This is a genomic window from Streptomyces vulcanius (genome assembly GCF_042653945.1).
GTDB classification, from domain to species: Bacteria; Actinomycetota; Actinomycetes; order Streptomycetales; family Streptomycetaceae; genus Streptomyces; species Streptomyces mangrovi.
Map to the genome: position 1 here is coordinate 21372 of NZ_JBHSFK010000066.1, position 18962 is coordinate 40333.

The 18962-nt window shown below is 73.3% G+C and carries 17 protein-coding genes and 1 pseudogene; 5 read left to right on the plus strand and 13 right to left on the minus strand.

Annotation, left to right across the window (positions count from 1 at the left end):
- Positions 1–50 precede the first annotated feature (50 nt).
- Positions 51–935, minus strand: coding sequence for a LysR family transcriptional regulator (locus ACFPIH_RS53085; protein ID WP_381168924.1), 885 nt, complete (start codon positions 933–935; stop codon positions 51–53).
- A 260-nt stretch (positions 936–1195) separates the two neighbouring features.
- Between ACFPIH_RS53085 and ACFPIH_RS53090 the strand changes: the two genes are divergently transcribed.
- The gene (locus ACFPIH_RS53090) at positions 1196–2308 is read left to right on the plus strand and encodes a M20 family metallopeptidase (protein ID WP_381169210.1); all 1113 of its coding nucleotides are present in this window, start codon (positions 1196–1198) and stop codon (positions 2306–2308) included.
- A 49-nt stretch (positions 2309–2357) separates the two neighbouring features.
- Here ACFPIH_RS53090 and ACFPIH_RS53095 read toward each other — a convergent pair whose 3' ends face one another.
- The 9 genes from ACFPIH_RS53095 to ACFPIH_RS53135 form a co-directional block, all read right to left on the minus strand.
- The gene (locus ACFPIH_RS53095; RefSeq protein WP_381168923.1) at positions 2358–4310 is read right to left on the minus strand and encodes an alpha/beta hydrolase domain-containing protein; all 1953 of its coding nucleotides are present in this window, start codon (positions 4308–4310) and stop codon (positions 2358–2360) included.
- Positions 4307–5350: an LLM class flavin-dependent oxidoreductase gene (locus tag ACFPIH_RS53100; protein WP_381168921.1), complete on the minus strand. Its 1044-nt coding sequence runs from the start codon at positions 5348–5350 to the stop codon at positions 4307–4309. The genes ACFPIH_RS53095 and ACFPIH_RS53100 overlap by 4 nt, the downstream gene beginning before the upstream one ends.
- Complete coding sequence (locus ACFPIH_RS53105) at positions 5347–6171, minus strand: DUF1684 domain-containing protein (protein WP_381168919.1); 825 nt, start codon at positions 6169–6171, stop codon at positions 5347–5349. The genes ACFPIH_RS53100 and ACFPIH_RS53105 overlap by 4 nt, the downstream gene beginning before the upstream one ends.
- Positions 6168–7883, minus strand: coding sequence for a dipeptide ABC transporter ATP-binding protein (locus tag ACFPIH_RS53110; RefSeq protein ID WP_381168917.1), 1716 nt, complete (start codon positions 7881–7883; stop codon positions 6168–6170). Before ACFPIH_RS53110 ends, ACFPIH_RS53105 begins: the two co-directional genes overlap by 4 nt.
- Complete coding sequence (locus ACFPIH_RS53115) at positions 7880–8809, minus strand: ABC transporter permease (protein WP_381168915.1); 930 nt, start codon at positions 8807–8809, stop codon at positions 7880–7882. The genes ACFPIH_RS53110 and ACFPIH_RS53115 overlap by 4 nt, the downstream gene beginning before the upstream one ends.
- Positions 8806–9771, minus strand: a complete 966-nt coding sequence (locus ACFPIH_RS53120; RefSeq protein ID WP_381168913.1) for an ABC transporter permease — start codon at positions 9769–9771, stop codon at positions 8806–8808. Before ACFPIH_RS53120 ends, ACFPIH_RS53115 begins: the two co-directional genes overlap by 4 nt.
- Before the next feature lie 3 nt (positions 9772–9774).
- The gene (locus tag ACFPIH_RS53125) at positions 9775–11397 is read right to left on the minus strand and encodes an ABC transporter substrate-binding protein (RefSeq protein WP_381168911.1); all 1623 of its coding nucleotides are present in this window, start codon (positions 11395–11397) and stop codon (positions 9775–9777) included.
- Positions 11398–11574: 177 nt separating this feature from the next.
- Positions 11575–11688, minus strand: coding sequence for a putative leader peptide (locus ACFPIH_RS53130; RefSeq protein WP_381168910.1), 114 nt, complete (start codon positions 11686–11688; stop codon positions 11575–11577).
- A gap of 86 nt (positions 11689–11774) precedes the next feature.
- Positions 11775–11963, minus strand: coding sequence for a hypothetical protein (locus tag ACFPIH_RS53135; protein WP_381168908.1), 189 nt, complete (start codon positions 11961–11963; stop codon positions 11775–11777).
- Between the two features lie 16 nt (positions 11964–11979).
- Between ACFPIH_RS53135 and ACFPIH_RS53140 the strand changes: the two are divergent.
- Both ACFPIH_RS53140 and ACFPIH_RS53145 read left to right on the plus strand, forming a co-directional pair.
- A pseudogene (locus tag ACFPIH_RS53140) lies at positions 11980–12084 on the plus strand (transposase); the annotation flags it as partial.
- Positions 12085–12187: 103 nt separating this feature from the next.
- A complete protein-coding gene (locus ACFPIH_RS53145) occupies positions 12188–12412 on the plus strand; it encodes a hypothetical protein (RefSeq protein WP_381168906.1) in 225 nt (74 codons plus the stop codon).
- On the opposite strand, the gene ACFPIH_RS53150 is transcribed toward ACFPIH_RS53145, so the two are convergent.
- The gene (locus ACFPIH_RS53150; protein ID WP_381168904.1) at positions 12407–14509 is read right to left on the minus strand and encodes an FUSC family protein; all 2103 of its coding nucleotides are present in this window, start codon (positions 14507–14509) and stop codon (positions 12407–12409) included. The two genes, ACFPIH_RS53145 and ACFPIH_RS53150, sit on opposite strands and share 6 nt — an antisense overlap.
- Positions 14506–14655, minus strand: a complete 150-nt coding sequence (locus tag ACFPIH_RS53155; protein WP_381168902.1) for a hypothetical protein — start codon at positions 14653–14655, stop codon at positions 14506–14508. Before ACFPIH_RS53155 ends, ACFPIH_RS53150 begins: the two co-directional genes overlap by 4 nt.
- Before the next feature lie 173 nt (positions 14656–14828).
- Here ACFPIH_RS53155 and ACFPIH_RS53160 point away from each other — a divergent pair, with 173 nt between their 5' ends.
- Complete coding sequence (locus ACFPIH_RS53160) at positions 14829–15620, plus strand: VOC family protein (protein ID WP_381168900.1); 792 nt, start codon at positions 14829–14831, stop codon at positions 15618–15620.
- A gap of 129 nt (positions 15621–15749) precedes the next feature.
- Entirely contained in the window at positions 15750–16811 is a 1062-nt protein-coding gene (locus tag ACFPIH_RS53165) for a M28 family peptidase (protein WP_381168898.1), read from the plus strand.
- Between the two features lie 25 nt (positions 16812–16836).
- On the opposite strand, the gene ACFPIH_RS53170 is transcribed toward ACFPIH_RS53165, so the two are convergent.
- Complete coding sequence (locus ACFPIH_RS53170; protein WP_417801389.1) at positions 16837–18945, minus strand: protein kinase domain-containing protein; 2109 nt, start codon at positions 18943–18945, stop codon at positions 16837–16839.
- Positions 18946–18962 lie beyond the last annotated feature (17 nt).

The following is an 18962-nucleotide window of genomic DNA, read 5'->3' on the forward strand; positions in this document are numbered from 1 at the left end:
CGGGCCGGGTTCGCCCGGCCCGCCTGGTCGTGCCGGTCCCCGCGCCGGACTCAGGCAACGGCGTCGCGCAGCAGATCCCGCAGCGTCAGTGCCGCCGGCAGCGGGGCGGCGGGCAGCGCCACGTGGACGGTCCGGCGCACGGCCGGATCGGTGAGGCGGCACAGGACGAGTTCGTCGGGGACCGCCCGGGTGGCCAGCGAGGGGACCAGTGCCACCCCGAGCCCGGCGGCCGCGTAGCCGAACTTCCCGGTCCACTCCGCGATCCGGATGATCTTCCTGGGGGTGAAGCCCGCCCGCGCGCAGGCGTCGGCGAGCATCGTGGGACGGTCGCCGTACGCGCTGTGCAGCCATGCCTCGTCGCGCAGTTCACGCAGATCGACCGTCCCGGCTCCGGCCAGGCGGTGCCCGCGCGGGAGAGCCACGAACAGTTCGTCCTCGCACAGCACGGTCGTCGTGACACCGTCGGCCGACGGCAGACCGGACGGGTAGTCGCTGACGACGGCGAGGTCCAGCGCCCCGTCCGCGAGACGCTCCATCAACGTGTCGGTCCAGCCCTCGACCGCGACGACCTCGACATCCGGGCAGGAGTGCTGGAGCGCCCGCAGGGCGGTGGGCACCAGCGAGATGTTGGCGGTGGCGAACGCGCCCAGGTGCAGCAGCCCGCCGTGCCCCGCGTGCAGCACGGCCAGCTCCCGCTCCGCCCGCGACAGCCGGTCGAGCACCTCCAGGGCGTGCCGGTGCAGCGTACGGCCGGCGGGATTGAGCCGTACGCCCCGAGGGAGCCGGTCGAACAGCGGGCCGCCCGCCTGCTGTTCCAGCGCGGCGATCCGCCGGGACACCGCGGACTGCGTGTAGCTGAGCCGGACCGCCGCCTTCGTGAACGATCCGGTCCCGGCAACGGCCACGAGCAGCCGTAGCGCGTCGATCTCGAACATGTGCCCAGCGCCTCCAGAATCCCTCTCCGGCCGTCATCCTCCCCCGACACATTCCTCCGGCGCATGGGTTCCATGCAATCCAGTCGCTGGCGGAATGCTTCGCGGCGCCCTAACGTCGTTCACGCGGCGGGGCCCCGGCGGGGGAGGGGCTCCGCCGCTCCAGTGGCCCATCAGACGTGAGGGGGAAGTGTGTTGCTGCCATGGGGAGTTGGGACGGGGTGGCTCCGGTGACCCGGGGGTCCGGGCTCGCGTTGCCGGCGATGCTGGCCGATCTGGAGGCACTCGTGCGCTGCGAGTCCTTCTCGGCCGACCACGCGGCGGTGGCGCGCAGCGCCGAGGTGGTGGGCGCCCTGGGGAGGAGGCTGCTGGGGGCCGGGCCGGAGACGATCGTGATCGACGGTGCGACCCATCTGCGGTGGACCTTCGGCACCCCGCGGGTCCTGCTGCTGGGACACCACGACACGGTGTGGCCCATGGGCTCGCTCCAGCACCACCCCTGGTCCGTGGCCGACGGGATCGCCCGCGGCCCCGGCGTCCTGGACATGAAGGCGGGCCTGGTGCAGATGTTCCACGCACTGGCCTCCCTGCCCTCCCCGGACGGGGTGTGCGTGCTGGTCAACGGGGACGAGGAAGTCGGCTCCGCGACCTCCCGGGAGCTGATCGAGGAATCGGCGCGGGGACGCGTGGCCGCCTTCGTACTGGAGGCCGCCGCGGACGCCGGGGGTGCGCTCAAGACCGCTCGCAAGGGCACTTCGCGGTATGACGTCGTGGTGCGCGGCAGGGCCGCCCACGCGGGTCAGGAACCGCAGAAGGGCGTCAACGCGGCGGTGGAGGCCGCCCACCAGGTGCTGTCCATCGCCGGTATCGGTGCCTCGATGGGTGCCGTCGGCGGCGCCCACCCCGTCCTGGGCCTCCCGACCGTCACGCCCACCCTGCTGTCGGCGGGCAGCACGCGCAACACGGTGCCCGCGCTGGCGCGCGTCTCGGTGGACGTGCGGGTGCCGACGCCGGCGGCGCAGGACCGGGTCGACGAGCTCATACGGGGGCTCACCGCCCGGACGCCCGGAGCCCGGCTGGAGGTGCTGGGCGGCAGCCAACGGCCGCCCATGGAACCGGAGTCCTCCGCCGAACTGTTCGCCCTCGCCTCCCGGCTCGCCGCCGAACTGGGCCAGGAGCCGCTGCGCGGGCTCGCCGTCGGCGGCGCCTCGGACGGCAACCACACCGCGGCGGTGGGCTGCCCCACACTGGACGGCCTGGGCGCCGTGGGCGCCGGCGCGCACGCGGACACCGAGTACGTCGAGGTCGCGCGGATGGTCCCCCGCGCCCGTCTGCTCGCCCAACTCATCACACGGACACGGACACGGACACGGTGACGGCAAGGCCGTGACCGGCGTGGTCGGGCGGCCGTGTCGCGCGTCCGGTTCAGGCGAGGTCGACGTGGTGGCGGGGAGCCGACCAGTCGGCCGCCGCCCGCACCGCGCGCTCCACGTCCTCGTCGAGCAGCAGCCGCCCGGCCACGAGATCCTCGGCCGCGGCCCTGATCGCGGCGACGTAGCCCGCCGAGTCGCCGTAACGCTCCCGCACGCTCGGGCGTGGATCGCCGGTGATCAGCCGCTCGTCCTCGGTGGCGGCGAACGGCAGCGTGCTCCCGCTGAACTCGTGCAGCGCGCCGTGGCCCTGGCCGCGGGCACGGGTGTTCCACCCGGTGTGGGTCCCGAGCGGAGCGGCCACCATGGGGGCGCGGACGCCCGCCGTCTCGTTGCCGTCGGCGTCGACGGCCGGCACCAGCACCGTGTACCGGCGCGTGGGATCGGGCACCGGCGGCACGCGCGTACGGTCCACGAAGGGCAGCTCGCTCGGTCCGTGGGGCCGTAGGGCCGACGGCACCGCGGGGAACCGCCGTGACCACTCCGCCATGGTCACCAGGGTGCCGTCGGCGACGGTGGGCACCGCGCTCGGCGGCGGCTCCACGCCCTCGCTCACCCAGGCGTCGAGCGCGTCGAGGACGGCCCGGAACAGGGCCGAGGTGGCGACGACGTTCGAGAGGTGGTTGCAGACCCCCTTCGTCGGCGGCGCCGGCACCGGATCGGCGACATGCGGGCTCGACGACCAGAGATAGCCGCGCACGTTGGGCGGAAAGCCCAGGTCACGGCCGTCGGTCGTGGTGTGCGTCAGTGAGCCGCGGCGCTGCCAGTACTCCGTCGAGGTCTGGGTGTGCAGCACCTTGGGGTCACTGGCCCGCTTCATGACCGCGTCCCGGGCTCCGGTCAGATGGTCCACCGACTCGGCGTAGGCGAACGGGAAGGTGTCGGCCGGGTTGAGGTGGTCCTCGTACTGCTGACCGCCCGGGACGGTCAGGTTGGCGAACCGTCCGGTGTCCAGCCGGCCCGCACCGGAGACGTGCGGGAGCAGCCCGTCGAACACGCGTCGGCCGTCGAGGTCCTCGTTGAAGCCGTGGTGGACGAAGTCGCGGATGGCCCGGCCGGTCTGCGAACGCCCCCAGCCGTAGGCGTACTCGACCGGGCCGGCCGGCTCCGACGGGTCGTGGCGCAGATGCCCGACCAGGTCCCGGACGGCGACGAGGCCGAGGCCGAGGACGAGCGGCGCCTCGGCCTCGTAGGTGAGTTCGTGGATCCAGCCGGGCCGCAGCCCGCCCTCGACGTACAGATCGCCCCGGCTCGGCACGACGGCGAGGGCCTGGCCCTGCACGTCCCGCCCGCCGCCCTGGACCCGGGCGAACCGCCAGGCGGTACGCGGCACTTCCTCCGGCGGGCTGTACGGATAGCGCCGCCGGGTGAGCCGGGCGGTGCGCTCACCGGCCTCGCTCACCGGCGAGGAGCGGGTGTTCGCCCAGCGGGACAGCGGGAGCGACGCGGTGGGCTCCTGCACGATGAACTCGGCCGTGGTCAGGCCCCGTACGGGCTGCCCGCCCCGCGTCGCCACCGGGAGGTCGAGCAGCAGCCGGCCGTCTCCGGGCAGCAGGTCGCCCTGCCAGGCGCCGAAGACGACCGTGTATCCGCGCCGCATCAGATAGCCGTTGCCGGCGTCGGCGAGGGTGCGCGGACGGTTGGTGTGCGAGGCGTCGCAGAAGTACTGGACGGCCCGTTTGTTGCCCCGGTTGCCCCAGTCGAAGAACAGCCGCCGCCGCCCGCCGTCGACCGGCCGGAGGATCTCCACGTCCCCGGAGAACCGGACCAGGCCGGTACTGTCGCGCGGCGCGAGCCCGAGGTCGACGACACTACGGTGGGCCGGCGCGTCGGGATCGACCGCGTAGTGCGCCGTCGCGGTGATCACCTCGTACGCCCCGGTGCCGGTGAAGCGGTGACCGCCGGCGAACGGCTCGCGCGAGTGGATCTCCAGCCGGACCGGGCTCACCGGCCCGCCCCGTGCAGCTGTGCCGCCCGCGGCCGCCAGCCCAGCTCGGGCGCGATCAGATGCCGTACGTCGTGCAGGATCTGTTCGTAGTCGGCGCGCCGGAACTCGTAGGGCAGTTCGAGGCGCAGCTCCGGCACGGCGGCGACCGCCGGATCCGCCGTCAGCTGCTCCAGGATCTGCTCGGCGGTGCCGACCACGTCCGGGGCGAACAGGGTCCGCTTGGGTCCCTGCGGTGCCAGGGTGCGCGCGTGCCGGCTCGCCGCGTACTCCCGGTAGCGGGCCCGGGTGCTCGCGTCGGCGCTGTCGAAGGGGACGATCACCCGCCCCAGGGCCACCCGGGTCGCCGTCCGGCCCTCGGCGAGGGCGTGCCGGTACTCGGCGAGCAGGTGGAGCTGGGCGGTGGTGAAGTCGTCGGTGCCCTCGCCGGCGACGATGTTGCCCGTCAGCAGGTTCAGGCCCTGCTCCCCGGCCCACCGGGCGGAGCGCCGGCTGCCCGCGCCGTACCAGATCCGGTCCACCAGGCCGGGGTTGTGCGGTTGCAGCCGGGGCCGCTGGGTGTTGCCCGGCGACTGGATCACCGTGTCAGGGCCGCCGAGGTAGTCGCCGCGCAGATGGTCGACGACGCGGGCGATCCTGCCGTAGGAGAGGTCGAAGCCGCGCCAGTCGCCGTCGTGCACCAGGTCGCCGAGGAGTTCGGCGTGGGGCATGCCGGTGCTGAACCCGGCCTGGAGCCGGCCGCGGGAGAGCACATCGGCCAGCGACAGGTCCTCGGCGAGCCGGAACGGGCTCTCGTAGCCGATCGGGATGACCGCGGTGCCGAGCTCGACCCGCTCGGTGCGCTGGCCGGCCGCGGCGAGGAACACGGCGGCCGAGCCGACGCCGTGTTCGAGATGACGTTGCCGGATCCAGGCGCCGTCGTAGCCGAGCCGTTCGCCGTACTCGAACAGCTGGAGGGTCTCCTCCAGGCCGGGGTACGGGTCGTCGTCGGCGAAGTTGCCCGGCGTGAGAAAGGCCAGTGAACCGATTGTGGGCGTGCTCATGCCCCGCCTCGCTCGCGGGGGATCCGCTCCCCGGCCTCGATCGCCACGGGCAGCCTGTTCTCCGCCGGCGGCAGCGGGCAGGTGGCCAGGTCGGTGTAGGCGCAGGGCAGGTTCGTCGCCCGGTTGAAGTCCAGGACGACCGTGCCGTCGGCGGCGGGCGGTTCGAGCGCGAGTGCGCGGTTGGCGGCGTAGGTGGTGACGCCGGAGGTCGCGTCGGTGAACAGCACCAGCAGGCTGCCGGGGGAGTGCCCGGGGAACGCGGTCAGCGCCAACTCCCGCCCGTCCAGCTCGAATTCGATCCGGCCCGGTGCGTCGTACACATGCTCGAGGCCCTCGACCGCCGCGCCGACGGTCGTCGGCCGCGGCGCGTCGAAGGGCGTGTAGCGGCCGGTGACCGCCCAGCGGGGATGCGGCGGGTAGGCCGGCGTTCCGGTGAACGCGGTCCGCAGCGGGGCGTCCGGGTGGCGGGGGCGGACGATGTCGTGGCCGCCCCGCTTGGCCACCTCGATCACCGCGTCGCCCCACACCGCGTTCACCCCGCCGCGCTCCGGGAGCACCCCGAAGCGGTACTCGCCCCGGACGGGCGCGCCGTCGACGACCAGTTCCTCGCCCTCGTCGAGGACCACGACGACCCCCTCGGCGCCGGTCGTCCAGGCGCCGGGGGCGTCCGGGAAGCGCTGCGGCTCCTCTCCGAGCCAGTGCAGACCGGTGATCGCCAGGAAGCCGTGCGGAGCGGCGAGCCGTCCTTCCTGCCGGGTGTGCCACTCCTCCCAGCCGATGGTGAACGCGTGCAGGTCTGCGGGTGTGTCCTGAACGGTCATGCGTGCTCCTTGGTTTCCTGCGGCCCGGTGGCGGCCGACGCGTGGAGGCCGCCGGGGATCGCCGCGAGCAGTTCACGGGTGTAGGTGTGGGCGGGGCGGGTGAACAGGTCCTCGACGGCGCCCGTCTCGACGATCCGGCCCGCCCGCATGACGGCGACCTGGTGCGCGATCTGGCGTACGACGGCCAGGTCGTGCGAGATGAAGAGGTACGCCACCCCGATGTCGGCCTGCAGTTCGGCGAGCAGGTCGAGGACCTGGGCCTGGACGGACACGTCGAGCGCGGACACCGGTTCGTCGCAGACGACCAGGTCGGGGGAGAGGGCGAGGGCCCGGGCGATCGCGACACGCTGGCGCTGACCGCCGGACAGTTCCGCCGGGCGGCGGTCGAGCATCGAGGCGGGCAGCGCCACCCGGTCGAGCAGGTCGCGGGCCCGGTCCGTCCGGGAGGCGCGGTCGCCGACCTTGAAGGCGCGCAGCGGCTCGGTGATCACCTCGCCGATGGAGAAGCGGGGGTCCAGCGAGGCGTACGGGTTCTGGTAGACGAGCTGGGCCCGTCGGCGCAGCTGCCTGGCCTGGGCCCCGCGGGCGGTCGTCACGTCGTCGCCGTCGAACAGGACCTGCCCGGCGGTCGGGTCGGTCAGCCGCAGCACCAGGCGGGCGGTGGTGGACTTCCCGGAGCCGGACTCGCCGACCAGAGCCAGGGTCCGGCCGCGGTGGAGGGTGAAGCTGACGTCGTCGACCGCGCGGAGGGTGCGGGCCGAGCCCTCGGCGGCAGGGAGCTTGAACTCCTTGACCAGGCTGCGGACTTCGACCAGCGGCCTCGCCCCGGGGTCGGCGGGCGCGGCCACCGTGGCCCGGGGGCGGGCCGTGGTGAGGCTGGGGGCGCTGGCCAACAGCCTTCGGGTGTAGTCGTGTTGCGGGTTGTCGAGGATGTCGCGGGTCGGACCGGCCTCGACGACCCGGCCCTCGGACATGACCACGATCCGCTGCGCCCGGTCGGCCGCGACGCCGAGGTCGTGGGTCACCAGCAGGACCGCCGTGCCCGACTCCTCGGTGAGATGCTGGAGATGATCGAGGATCACCTTCTGCACGGTGACGTCCAGGGCACTGGTCGGCTCGTCGGCGATGATCAGCCGCGGTTCCCCGGCGATGGCCGTCGCGATCAGGGCCCGCTGCCGCATCCCGCCGGACAGTTCGTGCGGGTACTGCCGGGCGCGGGCGGCGGCGTCGGGCAGCCCGGCCCGGTCCAGGATGCCGACCGCCCGCGCCCACGCGGTACGGCGGGTGGCCAGCCGGTGGATGCGCAGCACCTCGGCGACCTGCTCACCGATGCGTTTGACCGGGTTGAGCGACACCGTCGGGTCCTGCGGGACCAGGCCGATCCCCGTGCCGCGTACGGCGCGCAGTTCGCGTTCCGTCAGCGCGGTGAGGTCGTGCCGGCCGAAGCGGACCGTGCCGGCGTCGATCCGGCCGCCCGCCGCCAGCAGCCGGATGACGGCGTGCGCGGTCGTGCTCTTGCCGGAGCCGGACTCGCCGACCACCGCGGTCACCTGGCCCGGCCACACGTCGAGGTCCACGCCTCGCACGGCCCGTACGGTGGTGCCGCGGGTGCGGTACGACACGGTCAGGCCGCGTACCTCCAGCAGTGCTGCTTCCTTCGTCACGGTCTCGTCCGTCCCGGCCGCGGCCGCGTTCGTCGTGGGGTCGGTCATCGCCGGCCGGCCCATTCGCCGTCGAGTGCCCGGGCGATGCGGTTGGTGGCCAGCCCCGTCGCGGCGATGGCCAGTCCCGGCAGCGCGGTGAGCCACCAGGCGTTGGCCATGTAGTTGCGTCCGTCGGAGATCAACGTGCCCCATTCCGGCGCCGGCGGTGGCGCCCCGTAGCCGAGGAAGCTCAGCGACGACACGGCCAGGATCGCGGCACCGAAGTCGAGGGTGGCCAGCACGATCACCGGTCCCGCCGCGCCCGGCAGCACATGCCGGCCGAGCACCGAGTACCAGCGGGCCCCGCACGAGCGGGCCGCTTCCACATAGACCGCCTGGCGCACCCGCAGCACCTCCGCGCGCGTCACCCGGGCGAAGCCGGCGACGCTGGCGATGCCGACCGCGACGGCGACCTTCACCGTGCCGTAGCCCAGCGCGGTGACCAGGGCCAGGGACAGGAACAGCGCCGGGATCGACAGCAGTACGTCGACGAAACGCATCAGCACGTCCTCGACCCAGCGGCCCACGAACCCGGCGACCAGACCGATCAGACCGCCGACCACGAAGGCGACCACCACCGCGATCAGCGTCGCCTTCAACGACAGCTGCGCGCCGTGCACCACCCGGGAGAACACATCCCGCCCCAGCTCGTCGGTGCCGAACCAGTGCGCGCCGCTCGGCCCACGGAAGTTCTCCGACGGCACCCCCTTCAGCGGGTCCTGGGAGGTGAACAGCCCCGGCCAGAAGGCGGCCAGCACCACCAGGACCAGCACGAGCACCGAGGCGACAAGGCCGGGGCGGCGCACGAGGAACGACAGCAACCGCCGCGGTCCGGCGCCACGCCCCGGCACCGGACCGGCCCCCGGTTCGTCGGCCGGCCGGGCCGGGCCGGGCACGGCGTCGGCGGAGACGCCGTCGGCGAGGGTCTGGCTCATGCGGGACTCACCTTCACCTTCCTGGCCGAGGCCACCACGATCCGCGGGTCGAGCAGCGGATAGACGAGGTCGACGATCAGATTGGCCGTCACGAAGATCAGCGCCCCGAACACCACCACGCCCTGGACCAGCGGGATGTCCTGGACGGTGACCGCGGCGGCCGTCACCCGGCCCAGGCCGTCGCGGGAGAACACCGTCTCGACGACCACCGAACCGGCGATCAGCTGCCCGGCCAGCAGACCGACGATCGTCAGCGCCGGCAACGACGCGTTGCGCAGCGCGTGCCGGAGATGGATACGCCACCGGCCGGCACCCTTGGCGCGGGCGGTCTCCACATAGGCCTGGTCCAGCGCCGTGAACAGGCTCTTGGCCAGCACCTGCGCGACCAGGGCGCCGGTCGGGATCGCCAGCGTCAGTGCCGGCAGCACCAGGCCCTTCAGTCCGTCGTTGCCGAAGGCGGGGAACAGCCGGGCCCGGAAGGAGAACACCTCGACGAGCAGCAGTCCGACCCAGAACGTCGGCACCGACACCCCCAGCGGGGGCAGCGACAGCAGCAGCTGCCGCAGCCACCGCCGCGTGGTGTAGGTCGCCAGCACCGCCAGGCCGCCGCCGAGGAGCACCGCGAGCAGCAGGGCCGCCCCCGTCAGTTGCAGCGTCTGGGGCAGTGCGTCGGCCAGGGTCTCGGTCACCGGCCGGCCGGTGGAGACGGAGTCACCGAAGTCCCCGCGTACCGCGCGGCCGAGGTAGTCGGCGTACTGCGCCAGGACCGGCTTGTCGAAGCCGTACTGGTGGCGGAGGGCCGCGAGTTGCGCCGGATCGACCTGCCCGGTGTCCGCGCCGGCGCCGGCCATCGCCGAGACCGGATCGCCGGGCAGGAAGTCCAGCACGAGGAACGTCACCGTGTAGGCCGCCCACAGCACGCCGACCGCCTGCGCGAGACGTGTGATCACATAGCGGCGCATGCGTCAGCCGATCCAGGTGTCGTGCAGCTGGATCCGGCTGGAGGCGTCGAAGTCCAGGTCGTGCACCTTCTTCGACACGCCCAGCTGCGTCTGGAGCTCCACCACGGGCACGACGTACGCGTTCTGCACGATCAACCGCTGTGCCTGCTCGACCAGTTGCTTGCGCTGGGCCGTGTCGGTCGTCGCCGCCTGCTGGTTCAGCGGGGCGTCCAGATCGCCGGCCGGCAGGTGATAGAAGTTGGCCAGCTGGGTGGAGTACTGGCTGCGCAGGATGTCGGGGTCGGCACGGGTCAGGTTGCCCCACACCGCGTCGAAGTCACCGGACTGCAGCGTCGTGGCGAACTGGGTGATCTGCACCTGCTGAAGCTTCACCTCGACACCCACGGCCTTGAGCTGCTGCTGGATCAGCTCCAACGCGGGCTGGTTGGTGGCCGAGTTGGGGAACCACTTGACGGTCAGGCTCAGCTTCTTGCCGTCCTTGGTCCGGACGCCGTCGCCGCCCGCCTTCCAACCGGCCGAGTCCAGCAGGGACTTGGCCTTCGCCACGTCGGTGGTCAGGTCCTGGCTCAGGTCCGTGTAGTCGGGGGTCGTGTGCGCCAGGATGCTGGTCGCCGGCTTGGTGCCGGTCGGGAAGACCGCGTCGACGATCTGCTGCCGGTCGATGGCGAACTCGATCGCCTGACGCACCTTCACATCCTTCAGTGCCGGACGGGAGTTGTTCAGCCCCAGGTTGAACACCACGCCGGGATTGGCCCGTTGCTGAAGGTTCACCTGGCCGCCCTTGAGAGCCGCCTCGTTGGCCTTGCCGACGCTGCTGATCGCGTCGACCTGGCCGGACTGCAGGCTGCCGGTGCGCACCCCGGCCTCGGGCACCACCTTGAACACCAGCCTGTCCAGGTACGCCTCGCCCTTCTTGCTCCACAGCGAGGAACCCCAGGCGTACTTGGCCCGCTTGGCGAGGGTGATCGACTGGTTCTGCACATACTGCTTCAGCACGAACGGCCCGGAACCGACCACGCCCTGGCTGCACTTGTCCTGCGGGTTCTTCTTCACGCTCGCCGAGGACTCGATGCCCAGCGAGTGGGTCGCGGTCGCCTGGAGGAACTGCGCGTTGGCCTGCTTGAACTTCACCCGGACCGTGAGCGGGTCGACCACGGTGGTGGACTCCACGCCGCTCAGATAGCCCTGCGCCAACTGGCCGAGCGCGCCGAGCTTCGGCACCGCGTCGAAGTTGTCCTTGACCACCTGGGCGGTCAGCGCGCTGCCGTCGCTGAAGGTGACTCCCGACCGCAGATGGAAGGTGAAGGCCGTGGTGTCCGCGCTGATGTCCCAGCTCTTCGCCAGCCAGGGCACGATCTTGCCGGTCTTGGGGTCCTGGTCGGTCAGGGAGTCGACGACCTGACGCAGCGAGTAGATGGTGTCGTTGCTGGCCACCTGCTGCGGGTCGACGCAGCCGGCGTCGGAACCCACCGCGAAGGTCAGGGTGCCGCCGGCCCTGGGCTGCCCGCCGCCGCTGCTCGAACTGCCGTTGTCGCCCGACGAGCAGGAGGTCAGCAGGACGCCGCTCGTCACGAGTGCGGCTATGGCGGTCAGAGGGGTCGATCGGGAATCCGTACGCGCTCTCACGGAATGGGTTCTCCTGCTCCGAGGGCATCTTTCAGCGCGCACGTACGGCGTGCCGAGCATGGCGATGCGTGAGGAAGGTGATGAAGGGGAAGGGCGCGTCGGCGTGGCCGACGGCAGCCCTGAGGAAGCCCGCAGAGAACGTCTGCCGGACTGGGAGAAAAGCAGGGGGAGAGAAGATCAGCTGTTACAGAGACAGCTGGTGATGCGCTGGAGGTCGATGTGGCGGCGCGAGAATCCGGAGAACGACGCCGTGACCACGATGGAGGAACCGGGGTAGCCGCTGTGCCGCATACCTGTCCTCTCGATGACACTCAATGCCACGTGTGATCTTACGGAGCGGTGCCGCTTTCCGTCAATATCGAGACTGAGGCGGACAACTAGCGGCACCGAACCGACTTGTTCTGACCGATTTTGATCGCCGCCCAGCTCGCGAGGCCCGCGCCGGTCAGCCACTCCTTGGCGACCGTGCTCGCGTACTCGTAGACCAGGGGCGTGAACCACAGCCCACCCCTTCTGGTTGGGTTCGGTTGATCCGGAGGGGAAATCATGTCGTTTTCAACCTTCACGTGCACTTGGTGTTTGTCGGGGTCCGTGTTCTGGTCCGCGTCCTACTTCGCGGGGTCCTGCGGCGGAGCACCGCTGAGCACCGTCAAGGACTACATCGACAACCAGAAGCGCCCAGCCTGACCGTCACCCCGAAGACACAGTGATCTCCGGCGCTTCGCGCCTCGGGGCCGAGGATCGCATTCCTGCCCTGCCTGAAGGCCGGGACCTCTGCGGAGAACAAGGGATGGACAAGATCGTCGTCGACGACTGGGGCCAGGCCCACGCCATGCTTCTCCGGCAGCGCCAACTGCTCGCCGTGGAGGCCGTGGTGGCCGCACAGGCCGTGGACCTGGCGGCACCGCCCACGCTGGGAAGGGGACCACGGCTCCTGCACCGCGCGATCCGGGACATCCTGGACTCCGACGAGGTCCGCGGCACACTGCGCGCCCTGGCGGCAGCAACGTCATGACGAACGCCCCCCTTCATCGGCTGCCCCGGGCAGGCTCGCCTCGACGCGGGAGAGCTGGGCGGTCAGGCTCGCCAGCCACACCTCCAGGTCGATCAGCGGCAGGGGCGGCAGGGGCGGCAGCGGCGGCAGGGGCGGCGCGGGCGGCCGTACGGGTTCCGTGGGCGGGCGGTCCGGCGGTGGCCGCTCCCCGAGGCACAGGGCGGCCAGCCGGTCGGCGGTCGCGGCCGCCGCCCGGGCATCGGCCCGGGCGCGTTCCACGACGTCCGGCGGCAGGGCGCTCGCGGGCAGGTCGAAGCGGGGCAGCGACTGGGCGCCGAGCAGCACCTGGTGGGCCGAGATGAGCAGACCGTGCCAGTCCGCGCTCACGGCCGCGCCGGCGGCCGGCTCGCTGCGGAACTGGGCGTAGGCCGACTCGGCCAGCCGCAGCCGGTGCAGCGCGGGGAACGTCGGCGGGGGAGACACCGATCCCGGCGGCACGGCCGTCAGCACCTCGGCCGTGCCGTTGATCAGCGGCCCGCACGCGCGCAGCAGCCCCGCCATCGTCCGGCGCACCTCCCGGCGGGCACCGGCCGGCCAGGCGAGCATCGCGCACAGCAGACCGATGACGCTGCCGGTCACCACGTCCACGATCCGCGCCTCCGCCAACTGCCAGGAGGCCGGGGCGATCTGGGCGAACGCGGTGGCCACGACCAGCGTGAACAGCCCCTGCGCCCAGGCGATGCCGAGCAGCGGCCCGAGCGCGAAGGCGGCCAGCATGCCCGGCGCGAGGAGCGCGGCGTCGACCTCGGTGTGGTGCCCGACCGCGACGAGCAGGGCGCCCGCCGTCACGGCACCGACGAGAGTGCCGGCCACCGCCTCGCGGATCGCCGCCCAGGTCTGCCCGACGGTGGTCCTGCTCAGGGTCAGCACCGCCAGCAGTACCCAGAACCCGTGGGTCAGCTCGAGCGAACCGGCGACCAGCCGTGCCGCGCCGAGGGCCAGGGCGATCCGGACGGCGTTGTGGAACTGCACCGAGCGGAACGTCATGTTGCCGACGATCCGGCGCAGCCACAGCCGGGACGTGGACGCCTCCGTGTACCAGAACAGCTCGCGCGGCTCGATCGGCCCGGTACGCCGCCCGTCGAGGGCGACCCGTACGGAGATCTCCAGAATCCGCACCGACTCGGCGACGGCCAGCAGCGCGCCCTGCCGCCGCAGCACCGACGCCTGTACCGACGTCTGCCCTACGCGCATCCCCTGGAAGGCGTCGATCGCCTCGTCCATGTGCTGCGGACCCGGTGCGGCCCGGCCCGTCCGCAGCCGGGAGACGGTGTCGTCGCACAGGGCCACGATCCGGGGAAGCAGCCACCGGGACGCCGTATCGGCGGGGGCCCCGAGGTGCCCTGCCTCGCTCAGGCGGGCCAGTTGTTCGAGCAGTCGGCGGGCCGCCGAACCCGCCTGGGAGAGGCCGCGGACCGCGCGGCCCGGCCCCGCGGGGCGCTCGGCGGACGGCACCTCGGACAGCCGCAGCCGCGCCCCCGCCGCGCGCAGCACCTCGGGCGGCAGGACGGCACGCCCGGCGAGGGTGTCGCCCGCCGTCGCCACGGCCGTCGCGAGGCTGCGCCGGTACGTCTCACCCCTGGGCCGTGGCAGCAGGAGCACCTCGCACAGCGCCAGCAGCACCACGCCCACGGCGAGCCCCGCCAGCCGCAGCCCCAGCGTCTGAGGTGCGTAGGGCGGGAAGCAGGCCAGGATGTAGAAGAGCTGGAGTCCCGGCGCCGCCCCGGCCGGCCGGGGGCCCGCGACGGCCGCGAAGGCCAGGAGGAAGCCGACGGCGAGCATCCCGAGCACCGCCGCCCAGGTCCGTACCGCCAGCACGGTCCCCAGCGTCACCAGCACCAGACCCACCGGCAGCGCCTTCAGCATCACCGCGGCCCGCTGCCGCCCGGACCCCGGGACCGAGGACAGCAGCCCGAGAGCGATGGGCGCGAACAGCGCGTACAGCGCCAGGACCGGTTCGTCGAGCCCGTAAAGGAAGCCGTAGAAGCCCGCGGACGCCGCCAGGGTCACCCGCAGCGAACGGCACAGGATCTCGGCCCGCTCTGCCCCGCCCTTCACGGCCGGCCCCTGCCCCGCGTCGCACGCGCCGCCAGGGCGTACCCGAGGGCCGGACCGTCGGCCAGGCCGAGCTGCCGGGGCGCCGACGGGTCTCGTGGGTCCGGGACGCACTCGTACGCCGCGGCCGGCGAAGACTCAGCGCGCATGAGCACGTTCCTCTCGGGCGGACCGCCCGCACGGCCCCGCCCCCTCATTGTCGGCCGACCCCGTGCGGGCCGCAGCCGGGACACCCGCCCCTGGTCGGCGCGATGGCCCGAGAAGCGCAGGCCGGGGCTCGGTGCCAGGCTGGAGGGACACCGGATCGCGAAAGGGCATCGCCATGATCACCACTGACTTCGCTCCAGGCTCTCCCTGCATGCTCGACCTCGGTGTTCCGGACGTCCCGGCCGCCGCGGTCTTCTACGGCGCGGTCCTCGGCTGGGACTACGAGTCCATGGGCGAGAGCGAGGAGATGGAAGGCGGCATGTTCCGGAAGGACGGCAAGATCGTCGCGGGACTCGGCAGACTCACAGAGGAGGGCGCGCGCCCGGCCTGGATGATCTACTACAGCGTCACCGACGCGGACGCCACGACCCGGGCCGTGGAGCGAGCGGGCGGCACGGTGCGGGTGGCGCCGCTGGACCTCGACGACTGGGGCCGTATGGCGCAGTACAGCGACCCGTTGGGCGGCCAGTTCGCGGTCTGGCAGCCGGGGAAGAGCCCGGGCGTCGAGCTGATGGACAAACCGGGCTCGCTGTGCTGGACCGAGCTGTACACGAGCGACGCGACGGCCGCGAAGGAGTTCTACGGCGGTCTCTTCGGCTGGCAGTTCGGCGACATGCCGCTCCCCGGCGGCGGGGCGACATACACCCTCATGACCCCCGCCGGGCTTCCCGAGGACCGTATGCACGGCGGCCTCATGGAGCTCACCCCGAAGGACCTCTCCCTGACGGACGGGCGCCCCTACTGGCACCCGGTCTTCGCGGTCACCGACTGCGACGCCGCCGTCGCCCAGGTCACCGAGAACGGCGGCAGCGTGCAGATGGGCCCGGAGAACGCGGAGGGCGTGGGCCGGCTCGCGGTCTGCCTCGACCCGGCGAACGCGGACTTCGTCCTGCTCGCGGAGAACTGAGGAGTACTGACGGAGAACTGAGGAGTACTGACGGAATACTGAGGAGAACTGAACAACTCGGTTTGCACAAACCCGGGTTACGCTCCTGGCTCGATCGTGAACGGTCGGTACCGACGGAGAGCAAGGGCCATGAGCACGGACTACGTCGCACTCGTCAGAACGCTGGGCGCGCAGGCCGATCCGGGGCGGCTGCTGCGGGACGTGACGACGCTGGCCGGCGAGCCGCGCAGCCGGCGGCGGGCGCCCGAGGCGATGGCCCGGGCCGAGGCGTATGTGAAGGACGAACTCCGTGCGGCGGGCTGGCACGCGGAGAGCCGCCCCTTCGTCCGCCGCTGGCAGTTCGGGGTCACCGACCACCGGGGAACGACCCCGCTGCCCCTACGCGTACGGCTGTATCCCGAACTGCGGGGCGCCAACATCGTCGCCGAACTCCCGGGCGCGGCGGCCGGCCCCCGGGTCGTCCTGGGCGCCCATCTGGACACCGTCGACGCGAGTCCGGGCGCGGACGACAACGCCTCCGGGGTGGCGGTCGTCCTGGAGGCCGCCCGGCTGCTCGGGAGACTGCCGGTCCCGCCGGACGTCACGCTCGTCCTGTTCGACATGGAGGAGATCGGGCTGGTCGGCGCCCGGGCCGCGGCCAGGGAGCTGAGCGCGGCCCGTCGGATCGAGGGCATGATCTGTGTGGAGTCGGTCGGTTACTACGCCGACGGGCCGGACACCCAGGCGTTGCCGGCCGGTTTCGGGCTGCTCTTCCGCGACGTGGCCGACCGGGTCCGTGCCGCGCGGCACCGCGGCGACTTCGCCCTCGTGGTGCACCGGCGGTCCTCGCGCGGGGCGGCCGAGTTCTGGCGGCGGGCGGCGGCGCGGTCCACTCCCGCGCTGCCGAGCCTCGCGCTGTGCGACCCCCGCCCGGACGGTCCGCTCGGCGCGCTCGCCGGACTGGCGGTGCCGCCGCTGAACAACCTCGGCCGCAGCGACCACGGCGCGTTCTGGGACCGGCGGATCCCGGCGCTGATGCTGACCGACAGCGCCAACTTCCGCAATCCGCACTATCACCAGCCGACGGACACCCCGGCGACACTCGACTACGACCGGCTGGCGGCGGTCACCACCGCGACCGCGGCCACCGCCGTGTACTGGTCGCACGCCGGAGCCCGCGCCGGCGCCACGGCCGACGTGCCGTTGCCCTGAGGAAACCCTCACCGCGAGGAAACCCTCACCGCTTCCTGGCGATGTCGTCGGAGCGGCACACGAAGCGGGCGGCGCCGCCGGTCACCTGGAACAGGAAGCCGCCGCTGTCGTCGCCGACCTGGAAGTACTGCGAGGTGGCGTCGAAGCTCACCAGGCGGGTGATGCCCTGCCAGGGGCGGCGCAGGAGCTCCGAGCGCAGGGCGCTGCGGCCGTCGTCGCCGACGGAGGCGAGGCCGTGGGCGGCGAACCGTACGGCGTCGTACGCCTCGGCCGCCCAGGGGCCGGGGGCGCGTCCGTGGCGCGCGCGGAACGCGCCGGCGAACGCCTTCGTACGGGAGTCGGCGCTCGCGTCGGTGTAGCTCGTGCCGATCCGCCAGCCCTCGCCGTCGGTGAGGAAGGGCCCGTCGAGGACGTGTTCGCCCGCGACCCGGGCGCCCCGGTGGCCCGCGTCGCGCAACGCGCGGGCGCAGGCGGCGGCGCGGTCGGGGCGCACCCCGGCGAACAGGACGGCGTCGGCGGGGCGGGCGGCGATGCGGCGCGCGGCCCCGGTGAAGTCCTCGTCCGCGGCGACCTCCTCCACCGCCGTCTCGCTGTCTAGCTTGCCGTGCACGGTGGTGATGCGGACCGTGGCCAGGCTCTCCACCTCCGTGGCCAGATCGTGCACGACCACCGTGCGGGCGGGTTGCACGGCCCGGTTGAGATAGCGCAGTACCGCGTGCGGGCCGATGGTCCGGGTGGCGCGCAGCACGAGCGCGGTGGTGGTGTTGACGGCGTTGAGGTCATCGGTGTCGGCACGGGTGATCAGCACGGTCAGCCGGGCCGTCGTGCACGGGGGCACGGCGGCGGGCACCGTCGTGTTCCCGCCCGCGGCGATCACCACGGACACGTCCGGGTCGGCGGCCAGCCGGGCCGCGGCCTTCGCGGAGCCCGCCGCCGTACCGCCGTCGTCGGCCGTGCGCAGCACCAGGTCGAAGGCGCGCCGGGCGTCCTCGCCGTGCTGTTCGACGGCGAGCCGGGCGCCGCGCTCGTGGTCGGCGAAGAACGGGTCGTCGGGGCTGCCCAGCAGGGCGACCACCTGGCGGGACCGCCGGGCGGAACCGGTGCCCGCGGCCCCACCGGGCCGCCCCCACCGCCACCACGCCCCCGCCCCCGCCGCCGCGGTGACACCGAGCGCGGCCCCCGCGACGAGCAGGCGCCGCCGGACGGGCGAAGGCGGCGCGTCCACGGGGGAGGGCCCGGCGATCACGGTGGGGTCGGGCACGGGCAGGTCGAGGACGCGTGCGGCCCGCACGGCGACCAGGGCCGGCAGCCCCTCGGGCAACCACCCCTCCACGGCGAACTCACCAAGCGCGTCCCGGAGTTCACGTGTGCTCGGGCGCCGCTCGGGTTCCTTCGCCAGACACCGCCGGACGATCCCGTCGAGGCCCTCCGGTACGCCGTCCAGGTCCGGCTCCTCCCGCACGGTCCGGTACAGCACCGCCGCCGCGCCGCCGGTGCCGAACGCGGGCCGGCCGGTGGCCGTGTGGGCGAGGACGCAGCCCAGCGAGAAGACGTCGCTGGGCGGACCCACGGTGTGCCCGCGGGCCTGCTCGGGCGAGAGATAGCCGGGGGAGCCCACGACGGTGCCGTCCGTGGTCAGCGCGGTCGCGCCCACGGCCCGCGCGATCCCGAAGTCGATCAGACGCGGCCCGTCCACGGCCAGCAGCACGTTCGCCGGCTTGACGTCCCGGTGGACCAGACCGGCCGCGTGCACCCCCTCCAGCGCCTCGGCCAGCGCGGTGCCCAGGCCGCGCAACTGGGCCTCGGGCCAGGGGCCGTGCAGCGCCACGGCCTCGGCGAGGGACGGTCCCGGCACATAGGCCGTGGCCAGCCACGGGGAGGGGGCCTCGGCGTCGGCCGCGACCACCGGCACGGTCCACCGCCCGGTGAGCCGCGCGGCCAGCTCCGCCTCGCGGCGGAAACGCGCGCGGAAGCCGGGGTCGTCGGCGTACTCGGCGCGGATCACCTTCAGCGCGCACCACGCGCCGTGCGGCGAACGCGCCAGATAGACGACACCCATACCGCCCGCGCCGAGCCGCCCCGCGAGCCGGTGACCGCCGATCACGGACGGATCGGAGGGCAGCAGCCGCTCCATCTCACCCGCCTCCGGCC

What these genes read in the sequence shown, in the direction of transcription:
- ACFPIH_RS53090 (WP_381169210.1), top strand. Translation starts at nt 1,196, where the DNA reads ATGCTGGCCGATCTGGAGGCACTCGTGCGCTGCGAGTCCTTCTCGGCC.
- ACFPIH_RS53100 (WP_381168921.1), bottom strand. Translation starts at nt 5,350, where the DNA reads ATGAGCACGCCCACAATCGGTTCACTGGCCTTTCTCACGCCGGGCAAC.
- ACFPIH_RS53085 (WP_381168924.1), bottom strand. Translation starts at nt 935, where the DNA reads ATGTTCGAGATCGACGCGCTACGGCTGCTCGTGGCCGTTGCCGGGACC.
- ACFPIH_RS53145 (WP_381168906.1), top strand. Translation starts at nt 12,188, where the DNA reads ATGGACAAGATCGTCGTCGACGACTGGGGCCAGGCCCACGCCATGCTT.
- ACFPIH_RS53165 (WP_381168898.1), top strand. Translation starts at nt 15,750, where the DNA reads ATGAGCACGGACTACGTCGCACTCGTCAGAACGCTGGGCGCGCAGGCC.
- ACFPIH_RS53105 (WP_381168919.1), bottom strand. Translation starts at nt 6,171, where the DNA reads ATGACCGTTCAGGACACACCCGCAGACCTGCACGCGTTCACCATCGGC.
- ACFPIH_RS53110 (WP_381168917.1), bottom strand. Translation starts at nt 7,883, where the DNA reads ATGACCGACCCCACGACGAACGCGGCCGCGGCCGGGACGGACGAGACC.
- ACFPIH_RS53115 (WP_381168915.1), bottom strand. Translation starts at nt 8,809, where the DNA reads ATGAGCCAGACCCTCGCCGACGGCGTCTCCGCCGACGCCGTGCCCGGC.
- ACFPIH_RS53155 (WP_381168902.1), bottom strand. Translation starts at nt 14,655, where the DNA reads ATGCGCGCTGAGTCTTCGCCGGCCGCGGCGTACGAGTGCGTCCCGGAC.
- ACFPIH_RS53120 (WP_381168913.1), bottom strand. Translation starts at nt 9,771, where the DNA reads ATGCGCCGCTATGTGATCACACGTCTCGCGCAGGCGGTCGGCGTGCTG.
- ACFPIH_RS53160 (WP_381168900.1), top strand. Translation starts at nt 14,829, where the DNA reads ATGATCACCACTGACTTCGCTCCAGGCTCTCCCTGCATGCTCGACCTC.
- ACFPIH_RS53130 (WP_381168910.1), bottom strand. Translation starts at nt 11,688, where the DNA reads ATGCGGCACAGCGGCTACCCCGGTTCCTCCATCGTGGTCACGGCGTCG.
- ACFPIH_RS53170 (WP_417801389.1), bottom strand. Translation starts at nt 18,945, where the DNA reads ATGGAGCGGCTGCTGCCCTCCGATCCGTCCGTGATCGGCGGTCACCGG.